Source organism: Micromonospora echinofusca (assembly GCF_017614955.1).
GTDB lineage: Bacteria > Actinomycetota > Actinomycetes > Mycobacteriales > Micromonosporaceae > Micromonospora > Micromonospora echinofusca_A.
Genome location: NZ_WVUH01000213.1, coordinates 1 through 12,893 on the forward strand (window position 1 = coordinate 1; position 12,893 = coordinate 12,893).

A 12,893-nucleotide genomic window follows, 5' to 3' on the forward strand; every position below is an offset into this window, starting at 1 on the left:
GCAGTCGGGTGACGGGGGTGTCGGGGCTGGTGGTGATCGCGGTCAGGAGTTGCTGGTAGTGACCGGCGAGCCGCTCGATGGTCGCCACGTCGAACAACGCCGTCGGGAAGTCCACCCCACCGGAGAACGACCCGTCGGCCTCCTCGGCCACCCCGAGCGTCAGGTCGAACTTCGCTGTCGCCGGGCCGGCCGACAACTCCTCCCCCACCAGGCCGCCCGCCTCGAAGCCGGCTGACCCGCTCTCCTGCCAGAGGAACATGGTCTGGAACAGCGGGTTGCGGGACAGGTCCCGCGCCGGCGACAACGCGTCCACGATCCGCTCGAACGGCACGTCCTGGTGCGACTGCGCGGCCAGCACGGTCTCCCGGGTCCGGGCCAGCAGGTCGGTGAAGCTCGGCTCACCGGACAGGTTGGTCCGGAGCACCAACGTGTTCAGGAAGAGCCCGACGAGGTCGTGCACCTCCAGCCGGTCCCGGCCGGCGGCCGGGGTACCCACCGCGATGTCAGTCTGCCCGGTGTAGCGGGCCAGCAGCACCTGGAACGCGGCCAGCAGCACCATGAACGGGGTGGCGTTCTGCGCCCGGCCCAGCTCCCGGAGCCGACCGGCCACCGTGGCCGGTACGTCGAAGGTGACCAGCCCGCCGTCCGGGTTCCAGACCGGCGGTCGGGGCCGGTCGGTCGGCAGCTCCAACGGCGTCAACCCGGCCAACCGGTCCCGCCAGTAGTCGAGCTGCCCGGCCAGCCGGTCCCCGGTGAGCCGGGTCCGCTGCCACACGGCGAAGTCGGCGTACTGGACGGGCAGCGGGGCGAGCGGCGACGGCTGGTCGGCGACGAAGGCGCCGTACAGGGCGGCCAGTTCCCGCAGGATGATCCCCTCCGACCAGCCGTCGGAGGAGATGTGGTGCAGGCCGAGCAGCAGGGCGTGCTCGTCGTCGGCGAGCCGGACCAGCCGGGCCCGTACCGCCGGCCCGGCGGCCAGGTCCACCGGCTCCGGGGTACCGAGCAGGGCGGTGAGCCGTTGCTGCGCCGTCTCCCGGTCGGTGCCGCCGAGGTCGGTGACTGCCACCTCGACCGGCGCGGGCGGGTCGATCACCTGCGCCGGTTCGCCGTCGACCACGACGTACCGGGTCCGCAGGATCTCGTGCCGGGTCACCAGAGCGGTCAACGCCCGGCGCAGCGCGTCGGGGTGCAGCGGGCCGTGCAGCCGCAGGCCCACGGACATCAGGTACCCGGTGCCGCCGGGCTGCAACTGGTCGAGCACCCAGAGCCGGTGCTGGCCGAAGGAGAGCGGCAGCGGACCGGTACGGGGCGCCGGGGCGATGGTGTCGGCGGCGCGGCGGGACTGCCCGGCACCGCGCAGGCGCCGCTCCAGCAGTTCCTGCCGCAGGGACGCGCTCGGGGCGTGGCTCGCGGTCACAGGTTGCCCTCCTTGGACAGCAGTTCCGCCACCTCGGCGTCGGAAAGCTGCGCGATCTCGTTCTCGATGGCCGTGTACACCGCGTCGGCCAGGTCGGCCACCGTCGTCTGCTCGAACAGCAGGCGCAGCGGCAGGTCGATGTCGAAGCTCTGGCGCAGGTGCGCGAGCACCCGGGTGGCCAGCAGCGAGTGCCCGCCCAGGTCGAAGAAGTCGTCGTGGACGCCGACCCGGTCGACCTCCAGCACGGAGGCCCAGATGCCGGCCACCGTCTCCTCCACCGGGGTACGGGGTGCCTCGTACGCCCGGCCGACGTCGGCGCGGACCGGCACCGGGGCGGGTAGGGCCCGGCGGTCGACCTTCTTGCTGGCGGTCAGCGGCAGCGCGTCCAGCACCATCCACTGCGCCGGGACCATGTAGTCGGGCAGCCGGTCCCGCAGGTACGCCCGCAGTTCGCTGACCGCCGGTGGGGTGCCGTCCCGGCAGACCAGGTAGGCGACCAGGCCCTTCTCCCCCGGCTGGAGCTGACGGGCCACCACCACGACCGCGCGGACCGCCGGGTGCTCGGCCAACGCCGACTCGATCTCGCCGAGTTCGATCCGGAAGCCCCGGATCTTGACCTGCTGGTCGATCCGGCCGAGGAACTCGATCGTCCCGTCCGGCCGGTACCGGACCAGGTCGCCGCTGCGGTAGAGCCGGCCTCCCGGCTCGGTGCCGAACGGGTCGGGGACGAACCGGTCGGCGGTCAGTGCGGGCCGGTTCAGGTAGCCCCGGGCCAGCCGTACCCCGCCGAGCAGGAGCTCACCGGGGACCCCGACCGGCACCGGGTGCAGGTGGTCGTCGACCACGTAGGCCCGGGTGCCGGGTACCGGCCGGCCGATCGGCAGGGCCGCGTCGACCCGCTCGTCCGGCAGGTCGCCGGTGACCGGGTGCAGCAGGCAGGTGACGGTCGCCTCGGTCGGGCCGTAGTTGACCAGGAACCGGCCGGGCAGTCCGGTGGCCGCCCAGCGCCGGGCGTCGGCGACGGTGACCACGTCACTGCCGACGTTCATCAGCTTCAGGTGCCGCAGCCGGTCGTCGCCGGCCGGCAGGGCGTCCATCACCTCCCGGTAGTAGGCCGGGGTGATCTCCATGTGGGTGACCCGGTGCCGGGCGAGCCGGTCCGGCAGCTCGGTCGGGCTCCAGAACACCGGGTCGCTGACCACCAGGGTCGCCCCGGCCAGCAGGGTGGCCATCATGCCGTCCATGGCCACGTCGAAGGTGAGCGCGGAGAGCAGCACCACCCGGTCACCGGGGTTGATGTCGTACGCCCGGGCGATGACGCCGCAGTGGTGGGCGTACGCGCGGTGCGGGATCATCACGCCCTTGGGCTGCCCGGTGGAGCCCGAGGTGTAGATGACGTAGGCGAGACTGTCCGGCCCGGTGGACGGATCCGGGGCGGTCCCGTCCCGACCGGCGATCACCGCCCGGTCGGCGTCCACCGCGACCACGGTCACCCCGTCGGCGGCGACCCGGTCGGCGAAGCCCGCCTCGGTGACCACGACCGTCGCCCCGGCGTCGGCGAGCATGAAGCGCAGCCGCTCGGTGGGGTGGTCCGGGTCGACCGGCAGGTACACCCCGCCCGCCTTGAGCACGGCGAGCAGGACGACCACCACCTCCAGGCCACGTTCCAGGCAGACCGCGACCGGGGTCTCCGGGCGTACCCCGAGTCCGCGCAGGTGCTGGGCGAGCCGGTTGGCCCGGGTGTCCAGTTCGGCGAAGGTCAGCCGCTGGTCGTCGAACTCCACCGCCACGACGTCCGGGTGCTGCCGCACCCGCCGGGTGAACTGCTCCAGCACACCCGTTTCGCCGGTGGTGCGCACCGGGTCGCCGGCCCACGGCCCGAGCAGGTGGGCCCGCTCGGCGTCGGTGAGCAGGGTCAGGTCCCGCAGGGCGGTCCCCGGCGCGGTCGCCACCTGGGCGAGCAGGTGCAGGTAGTGCCCGGCCATCCGCTCGACGGTGCGGCGGTCCCACAGCGCGGTGGCGTACTCGAACCAGCAGCGCAGCCGGCCGTCCGGGTGCTGCTCGACGGAGAGGGTGAGGTCGAACTTGGCCACCGGGTACGCGCTGTCGACATGCTCGATGCCGGCCGGGCCGAGGGTGCCGGTCATCCGCTCCAGGTGCTGGAGTTCGAACATCACCTGGAACAGCGGGTTGCGGGACAGGTCCCGGTCCGGCCGCAGCGTGTCGACCAGCCGTTCGAAGGCGACGTCCTGGTTGCCGAAGGCGTCCGTCACGGTCCGCCGCACCTGGTCCAGCAGGGCCGCGAAGGGCTGGTCGTCGACCAGTTCGGCGCGCATCACCAGGTTGTTGACGAAGAACCCGAGCAGGTCCTCGGTCTCCTGCCGGGTCCGGCCGGCGACCGGGGTGCCCACGGCCACGTCGTCCTGGCGGGCGTACCGGCCGAGCAGCACCTGGAAGGCGGCCAGCAGCACCATGAACAGGGTGGCGCCGGAGCGGTTGCCCAACTCGGCGAGACCCTGGCCGACGTCGGTCGGTACGTCGACGATGACGTTGTCCCCGGCCGGGTCCCGGGGCACCGGGCGGGGCCGGTCGGTGGGCAGTTCCAGCGGGGTCAGCCCGGCCAGCCGGCGGGCCCAGTAGCCGAGTTGGGCGTCCAGTTCGGGGCTGTCCTGGCGGCCCGCCTCCCAGGCGGCGAAGTCCGCGTACTGCACCGGCAGGTCGGGCAGGGCGGCAGCCGCACCGTCCGGGGCGTACGCCCGGTAGCGGGTGTCCAGCTCGCGCAGGAAGATCTCCATCGACCAGACGTCGAAGGCGATGTGGTGCAGGGTCAACGCCACCAGGTGCTCGTCGTCGGCGACCCGGATCACCAGGGCCCGGATCGGGCGTTCGGTGGCCAGGTCGAAGGGGCGGCTCGCGGCGGCCCGCAGCAGCCCGTCGGCGCGCCCGGCGGCGTCCGGGGTGCCGGTGAGGTCGACCAGTTCGCACCCGAGGGGCGCCGGTGGGTCCACCACCTGCACCGGTTCCCCGTCGACGGAGCGGTACCGGGTCCGCAGGATCTCGTGCCGGTCGACCACCTCGTCCAGCGCCCGGCGGAACACGGCCACGTCGAACGGGCCGGTCAGCCGCATCGAGATCGGGATGAGGTATTCGAGGCTGCCCGGTTCGAGCTGGTCCAGGAACCACATCCGGCGCTGGCCGAGGGAGAGCGGCAGGTCCCCGTCGCGGGGTACCGGCCGGATCGCGTCCGGGGTACCGGTCGGCTCGCCGTCGCCGCCGCCGTCGGCGTCGGTGCGAGCGGCGTCGAGCACGGCGGCGAGTTCGGCGACGGTGGGCGCGGTGAAGAGCTGCCCCACGGTCAGTGCCGCGTCGAGGGCCCGCCGCAGCCGCAGCACGCCCCGGATGGCCAGCAGCGAGTGACCGCCGAGGGTGAAGAAGTTGTCGTGCCGGCCGACCCGTTCGACGCCGAGCAGTTCGGCCCAGATCCCGGCGATGGTCCGCTCGGTGTCGGTGGCCGGGGCGAGGTATCCGTGGTCGGTGCCGGGGCGGGGACCGTCGGGCGACGGCAGGGCCGCCCGGTCCAGCTTGCCGTTCGCGGTCAGCGGCAGGGCGTCCAGGCTGATCACCGTGGACGGGACCATCGCGGCGGGCAGCCGGTCGGCGAGGGCGTCCCGCAACCGCTCCGGGTCGATCCGGGCGCCGGCGGTGGGCACCACGTACGCGACCAGTTCGGCGTCCCCCGACGGCGGCCGGTACACGGTCACCACCGCCGCGTCGACCGTCGGGTGCCGCCGCAGCGCGGCCTCCACCTCACCCGGTTCGATGCGTACCCCGTGCAGCTTGACCTGGTGGTCGAGGCGACCCAGGTACTCCAGGCTGCCGTCGGCGCGCCAGCGGGCCAGGTCCCCGGTGCGGTACAGCCGTTCCCCCGGCGTGACCGCGTACGGGTTCGGGGTGAACCGCTCCCCGGTCAGACCGGGTCGACCCAGGTACCCCCGGGCCAGGCCGACACCGCCGAGGCAGAGCTGACCGGCCACCCCGACCGGCACCGGCCGGTCGTCGGCGTCGAGGACCAGCACGGTGCAGCCGGGCAGCGGTACGCCGATCGGGACGATCTCGCTGCCCTCGTCGCCCCGGTACTGCCAGGCGGTCGCGTCGATGGAGCACTCGGTGGGGCCGTAGGTGTTCCAGACCTCCACGTCCACCAGGGTGCGCAGCTGCGCGCAGAGCGCCGCCGGGAGCGGTTCACCGGCGGAGCAGACCAGCCGCAGCGCGGCACAGCCGGACAGGTCGGACTCGCCCAGCAGGACCCGCAGCACGGACGGCACCAGTTGCAGCACGGTGACGTCGTGCGCCTGCATGGCGCGCAGCATGGCGCCCGGGTCGCGGTGCGCGTCCGGGGCGGCCAGTACCACCGCGCCGCCGCTGACCAGCGGGGCCAGGAACTCCCACATGGAGGCGTCGAAGCCGAGGGCGGTCTTCTGGAGCACCCGGTCGGCGGCGGTCAGCCGGTACTGCTCGACCGACCAGAGCACCCGGTTGCGGATGCCGGCGTGGCTGATCACCACACCCTTGGGTTGCCCGGTCGACCCGGAGGTGTACATGACGTACGCGGCGGCGTCCGGGTCGGTGACCACCGGCGTCGGGTCCGTGGCCGCCGTCGCGTCGACCGCCGACTCCGGTGCGGCGACGGCGTCGACCGGTACCACCCGGACGCCGCCGGTGGGCAGCAGGTCCCCCAGCCCCGCCCCGGTGACCAGCACCGTCACCCCGGCGTCGGCCATCATGAACTCCAGCCGACCGACCGGCTGGTCGGGGGCGAGCGGCACGTACACCCCACCGGCCAGCAGCACCCCGAGCAGCGCGGTCACCAGGTCGGGGCCCCGGTGCACGGCGACTCCGACCGGGGTGCCGGCAGCGACCCCCTCGGTGTGCAGGTGCGCGGCGAACGCCCGGGCCCGACCGGCCAGCTCGGCGTAGCTGACGGGGTGACCGTCGTCGGTGATCAGCGCGGTCGCGTCGGGGGTCGCCGCCGCCTGGGCGAGGAAGAGTTCCGGCAGCGCCGGGCCGGCGGCCCGGTCCGCGCCCCGGCTCCATTCGCTGAGCAGCTCCCGACGCTCCGGCGGGGCGAGCAGGTCCAGCGCGTCGAGCGGTACCCGGGGATCGGCGGCGATGCCGGCGAGCAGGTGCAGGTAGTTGGCGGTCATCCGGCGTACCCGGGCCGCGTCGAACAGCGCGGTCGGGAAGAGCACCTCCCCGTGGTACGACCCGTCCGGTTGCCCGACCAGGTGCAGGGAGAGGTCGAACGCGGACGACGTCCACGAGGTGGGGTGCTCGGTGACGGTCAGGCCGGGCAGGGCGAACGGGTCCCGGTCGGCGTTGTGCAGCCCGAACCCGACCTGGAACAGCGGGTTGCGGGACAGGTCCCGGTCCGGGGCCAACTCGGCGACGATCCGGTCGAACGGCACATCCTGGTTGCCGTACGCGTCGAGGGTGGTGGTCCGGACCTGGTCGAGCAGGTCCAGGAAGGACACCGGGGCGGCCAGGTCGGCGCGCAGCACGACGGTGTTGACGAACAGACCGATCAGGTCCTCCAGCTCGACCTCGTTGCGGCCGGCCACGGACACCCCGACCGCCACGTCGGTCTGGCCGGCGTACCGGCCGAGGAGGAACTGGAAGGCGGCGAGGAAGACCATGAACGGGGTGGCACCCCGGTCCCGGCCGATCCGAGCCAACGCGGCGGCGAGGTCGGCCGGCACGGTCAGGGTGAGGCTGTCGCCGGCCGCCTGCCAGTGCGCGGGCCGGGGCCGGTCGGTCGGCAGGTCCAGCGGGACCAGTCCAGCCAGCCGTTCCCGCCAGTAGCCGACCTGGTCGTCGACGTGCGACCCGGAGAGCCAGGACTCGCGCTGCCAGGCGGCGAAGTCGGCGTACTGCACGGGCAGCGGCGGCAGCGGGCTCGGCCGACCGGCGGCGAACGCCTCGTAGAGGGTGTGCAGTTCCCGGGCGAGGACCCCCCAGGACCAGCCGTCGAAGGCGATGTGGTGCACCACGAGAAGCAGTACGTGGTCGTCGGCCGCGCAGCGGATCAACCGGGTCCGCAGCGGTGCCCAGCCCCGCAGGTCGATCGGCAGGTGCAGGGCGGCGTCCACCACCTCGTCGAGGCGGCGGTCCCGGTCGGCGGCCGGCAGGCCGGTCAGGTCGACGAGGTCCACCTCGACCGGACCGGGCGCGTCGATCACCTGCACGGCCCGGCCGTCCGCCGTGGCGTACCGGGTCCGCAGGATCTCGTGCCGGGCGGTGATCTCGGTCAGCGCGGCCCGCAGCACCCGGGTGTCCAGCGGACCACGGACCCGGACCGCCTGGTGCAGGAGGTACTCGCTGGCGCCGGAGCGCAGCTGGTCGACGAACCAGAGCTGCTCCTGCGCCGGGGACACGGCGTAGCCATCCTCGTCGTCCGGTAGCACCGCCCCGCCGGTGCCGACGTACCGGCTGTCGCCGTCTGCCATGGTTCTTCGCCTCCACTGTGGTAGGTGTTAGGAAGGGCCCCTTCCCATCGTTTTCGGTATAGGAAGGGGCCCTTCCTAACGCCGGTTTCGGGTCAGGGCTGGACAGCCGCGCGGTACGGCTCGGCCATCGCCACGGCGATCCGGCGGTCACCGGTGAACGGTTCCCGGGCGTGCGCGGCGAGCATGTTGTCCACCACCAGCACGTCGTCGGGCTGCCAGTCGAAGCGCCGCTGCGCGGCCCGGTAGCAGTCCCGCAGGTGGGCCACCACGTCGTCGGGGATCCGCCCGCCGTCGCCGTAGTAGGTGTTCGTCGGCAGGTCGGTCTCGTCGAACAGTTCGCGCAGCCCGACGCAGACCTCCTCGGCCAGCGTGGTCACGTGGAAGAAGGTCACGTGGTTGAACCAGAGCAGTTCGCCGGTCTCCGGATGCCGGTGTACGGCGTCGCGGCGGGCGCGGGTACGCAGCCCGGAGCCGGTCCACTCGACGTCGATGCCGCTGCCGGCGCAGTAGCGGGCCACCTCGGCCCGGTCGTCGGTGTTGAACGCCTGCTGCCAGGGCACGCCGAAACCCTCGTGGAAGTTCCGGACCACCATCCAGCCCCGGGCGGTGAACTCGTCGCGGACCGCCGGGTCGATGTACCGGTGCACCAGGCGCGTGTCGGCGAGCGGGGTGGCACCCCGGGTGGTCGGCGGACGCAGGCAGTAGAAGTACAGCGTCATCGGCCAGTCGGCCTGGTAGGAGTTCTCGTTGTGCAGGAAGATCTCCTCGGCCGGCGGGTAGTCCGTCGAGGTGTAGACCTGCCCCTTGATGGTGCTGCGCGGCGACGAACGCTCGGCGTAGTCCAACGGGGCCCCGGAGAGTGCCCGGACCACGGCGTCGAAGCCGTCCACCCCGCCGATGTCGTACCCGCGCAGCAGGACGGCCCCGTGTTCCCGCAGCCGTGCCCGGATCGCGGTCCGCTCGGCCGCCAGCCGGTCCCCGACCGGTTCGCCCGGCGTTCCGGCGGTCAGGACGAACGGGAGCGCTCTGGAGGCCGGCCCGCTCGGCAGCGGCGGGACCGTCGTCCGGGACGTACTCATCGCTTCTCCTGTCGACCTCTGGGCTGCCGGTCACGCAGCACGGCTCAGCCTCTGGGCTGCCGGTCACGCAGCACGGCTCAGCCTCTCCGCTGAGGCACGGGTCAGGAAGAGAAGCCCCGGCAAGGCTGGGTACGCGATTTTCTGCCGGTTCTTCTCTACGTCCCGCGATCGGCGGGCCGGCAGGGTGTGACCGGCAGTGGGACCAGTGCCGTGTCGTACGACGCGGCTGCCCTTTCGAAGGAGGAGCCGGCATGTCCGACGAGAACGCCGACGGGCGCACGTACCGGGTCGTGGTGAACGACGAGGAGCAGTACTCGATCTGGCTGGGTGACCGGGAACTGCCGAACGGCTGGCACGCCGAGGGCACCGAGGGCACCCGCGAGGAGTGCCTGGCCCGGATCGAGCAGGTGTGGACCGACATGCGCCCGCTGAGCCTGCGCCGGCGTATGGAGCAGGCGGCGGGCCGGTAGTCGTGACCACCATGGCGAAGCTGACCGCGACCGACCGGCACCGGGTGCCGATGGAGTGGAACGACACCACGGTCCGGTACCCGACCGACCCGTGCCTGCACGAGCTGGTCGAGGAGCAGGTGCGGCGTACCCCGGACGCGATCGCCGTGGTGTCCGACGAACGGACCGTCCGCTACGCGGAACTGGACCGCGAGGCCAACCGGCTCGCCCACCGGCTGCGGGCGGCCGGGGTGGGACCGGAGTCGGTGGTGGGGGTCTGCCTGTACCGGTCGGTCGACCTGGTGGTGGCGCTGCTGGGGGGGTTGAAGGCCGGCGGCGCCTACCTGCCGGTGGACCCGGACCTGCCGGCGGACCGGATCCGCTACCTGCTCACCGACTCGGGTGCGGCGACCGTCGTCACCGGCCCCGGGATCGACCCGCGACCGCTGGCCGCCGCCACCGGCGCCCCGGTCCCGGTCGACGGTGACCACCCGGGGCTGCCGGACGGGGCCCCGGAACCGGTCGACGGTGACCACCCGGGGCTGCCGGACGGCGCCCCGGAACCGGTCGTCGGTCCCGGCAACGCCGCCTACGTCATCTACACCTCCGGCTCCACCGGCCGCCCGAAGGGGGTGGTCGTGGAGCACCGGTCGATCGTCAACCGGGTGCGCTGGATGCCGGACGCCCGGGGCGCCGACGGCGGCGTGGTGCTCCAGAAGACCCCGTTCAGTTTCGACGTGTCGGTGTGTGAACTCTTCTCCCCACTGACCACCGGGGCGACCCTGGTGATGGCCCGTCCCGGCGGTCACCGTGACCCGGTGTACCTGGCCCGGGTGGTGGCCGAACGGCAGGTCACCTCGATCCGGTTCGTGCCGTCGATGCTGCGCGCCTTCCTGGACGTGCTGCCCGCCGACCGGACCGGCCTGCCGTCGGTACGCCAGGTGCTGTGCAGTGGCGAGGCCCTCCCGGCCGATCTGGTGGCCGCGACGCACGAGCGGCTCGACTGCGAGGTGCTCAACCTGTACGGGCCGACCGAGGCGGCCGTCGAGGTGACCAGCACGCACTGCGTACCCGGGGAGCCGGTGACCATCGGCCGGCCGGTGGCGAACACCCGCACGTACATCGTGGACGCCGACCTGCGGGCGGTAGCGGTGGGGGAGACCGGTGAGCTGATGCTCGCCGGGGTGCAGCTCGCCCGGGGGTACCTGGGCCGGCCGGGACTGACCGCGACCAGTTTCGTCCCGGACCCGTTCGCCGAGCGGCCGGGACAGCGCATGTACCGCACCGGTGACCTGGCCCGGTACCGGCCGGACGGCAGCATCGAGTACCTGGGCCGGTTGGACCACCAGGTGAAGATCCGGGGTTTCCGGATCGAACTGGGCGAGATCGAGTCGGTGCTCGTGGAGCATCCGGCGGTCCGGCATGCGGTGGTGGACCTGCGCCACGGCGCGGTCGGCGGCCCGCAGCTCGTCGGGTACCTGCTGCCCGCCGGTCCGGAGGCGGTCGACCACCGGGCGGTCCGCGCCCACCTGGCCGAGCGGGTACCGGACTACATGGTGCCGCAGAGCTGGGTGACCCTCGACGAGTTGCCCCTGACCAGCAGCGGGAAGGTCGACCGGAAGCGGTTGCCGGAGCCGCCCGCGGCCGGGTCGACGGCCGACGGGCCGTCCTTCGTCGCCCCGCGTACTCCCACCGAACAGGCCGTCGCCGAGGTGTGGGCCGAGGTGCTGGGCGTGGACCGGTGCGGGGTGGCCGACGACTTCTTCGACCTCGGCGGTCACTCGCTGCTGGCCACCCAGGTCATCGCGTTGCTGCACGAGCGGTTCCCGGTCGACCTGCCGGTCAGTGCGGTGTTCGAGGCACCGACCGTCGCGGAACTCGCGGCGGTGCTCCAGCAGGCCGTCGAGGAGCGGGTGGCCGGGATGTCCGAGTCCGAACTGGAAACGATGTTGGCGCAGGTAGGCGAAAAGTGAATCTTCCCGAGGGCCCGTCCCGATCCGTTCCCGCGCCGGCTGCCGCCGGTGTCACTCCGGCCGGTCCGTCGGCTGCCGCCGGCGCCGCCCCGGCCGACCCGTCGGTCGACGCCCGTCGCCGGGCGCTGCTGGAGTCGCTGCTCGCCGGTCGGACCCCGGCCCGGTCCCGGGTCACCCCGGCCGCGCCGGAGCGGCCGGCCGGTCCGCTGCCGCTGTCCTACCCGCAGCAGGGGGTGTGGCTGCTCGACCAGATCCGGCCCGGTGGGGCGGAGTACGTCGTACCGTTCAGTTGGCGGTTGACCGGTCCGCTGGACCGGGGGGCGCTGGGTGAGGCCTGGCGGGAGATCGTCCGACGGCACGAGGTGCTGCGGACCCGGTACCGGGTGGTGGAGGGCCGACCGGTGCAGGTGGTCGGTCCGGCCGAGCCGGTCGACCTGCCGGTCACCGACCTGGCCGGGTACGCCGCGCCGGAGCGGCAGGAGCGGTTGGCCGGGCTGATCCGGGACGAGGCGACCACGCCGTTCGACCTGGGCCGGGACGCGCCGCTGCGGGTCCGGCTGGTCCGGCTCGCCGACGACGAGCACGTCATGGTGCTGGTCGCCCACCACATCGCGTTCGACGGCTGGTCGGTGGGTGTGCTGGCCCGGGAACTCGGCGCGCTCTACCCGGCGCTGGTCGCCGGTGCGCCGTCGCCGCTCGCCCCGCTGCCCGTCCAGTACGCCGACTTCGCGCTGCAGCAGCGGGACCGGGCGGCCGGCTGGACCGGGCAGCTCGACTACTGGCGGGACCGGTTGGCCGGGTTGACGCCGCTGGAGCTGCCGACCGACCGGCCCCGGCCGCCGGTGCAGGACCCCCGGGGTGGGACGCTGCCGTTCACCGTGCCGGCCGGCCTGGGGCAGGCCCTGACCGCGATCGGGCGGCAGCACCGGGCCACCCCGTTCATGGTGCTGCTGGCCGCGTTCCAGGTGCTGCTGGCCCGCTACACCGGGCAGACCGACATCGCGGTGGGCACCCCGGTCGCCGGGCGTACCCGCGCCGAGGTGCAGGACCTGATCGGGTACTTCGTCAACACGCTGGTGGTGCGGACGGACCTGTCCGGTGAGCCGGGCTTCGCCGGGTTGCTGGCCCGGACCCGGGAGACCGTGCTGGCCGCGCAGTCGCACCAGGACGTGCCGTTCGAACGGATCGTGGACGCGTTGTCGCCGGAGCGGGACCTGTCCCGCAACCCGCTGTTCCAGACCATGTTCGTGATGCAGAACGCCACGGCGGCCAACTTCGCCGGTGCGGGGCTACGCGCGGAGCAGGTGCCGACACTGTGGCACACCGCCAAGTTCGACCTGACCATGCAGATGACCGAGGAGCCGGACGGGTCCTTCTCCGGTGTGGTCGAGTACGCGACGGCGTTGTTCGACGTGGCGACCATCGAGCGGCTCGCCGGTCACTACCAGCAACTCCTCACCGCGATCACCACC

The 12,893-nt window shown here is 73.3% G+C and carries 5 protein-coding genes and 1 pseudogene; 3 read left to right on the plus strand and 3 right to left on the minus strand.

Annotated elements, in window-relative coordinates; genetic code table 11:
• From GSF22_RS21860 to GSF22_RS21870, 3 genes are all read right to left on the minus strand, one after another.
• A partial coding sequence (locus GSF22_RS21860) for a condensation domain-containing protein (RefSeq protein WP_307804200.1) occupies positions 1–1,417 on the minus strand: 1,417 nt, incomplete at its 3' end.
• Positions 1,414–7,920, minus strand: a complete 6,507-nt coding sequence (locus tag GSF22_RS21865; RefSeq protein ID WP_208815603.1) for a non-ribosomal peptide synthetase — start codon at positions 7,918–7,920, stop codon at positions 1,414–1,416. The genes GSF22_RS21865 and GSF22_RS21860, both read right to left, overlap by 4 nt.
• A 92-nt stretch (positions 7,921–8,012) precedes the next feature.
• A complete protein-coding gene (locus GSF22_RS21870; RefSeq protein WP_208815604.1) occupies positions 8,013–8,999 on the minus strand; it encodes a TauD/TfdA family dioxygenase in 987 nt (328 codons plus the stop codon).
• A 251-nt stretch (positions 9,000–9,250) separates the two neighbouring features.
• Between GSF22_RS21870 and GSF22_RS21875 the strand changes: the two genes are divergently transcribed.
• The 3 genes and pseudogenes from GSF22_RS21875 to GSF22_RS21885 all read left to right on the plus strand — a co-directional run.
• Positions 9,251–9,469 (plus strand): MbtH family protein, encoded by a 219-nt coding sequence (locus tag GSF22_RS21875; protein ID WP_208815605.1) that lies wholly within the window; start codon positions 9,251–9,253, stop codon positions 9,467–9,469.
• 20 nt (positions 9,470–9,489) lie between these two features.
• A pseudogene (locus GSF22_RS21880) lies at positions 9,490–11,337 on the plus strand (non-ribosomal peptide synthetase); the annotation flags it as partial.
• A gap of 80 nt (positions 11,338–11,417) precedes the next feature.
• The coding region (locus GSF22_RS21885; RefSeq protein WP_307804201.1) for a condensation domain-containing protein at positions 11,418–12,893 on the plus strand (1,476 nt) is incomplete at its 3' end.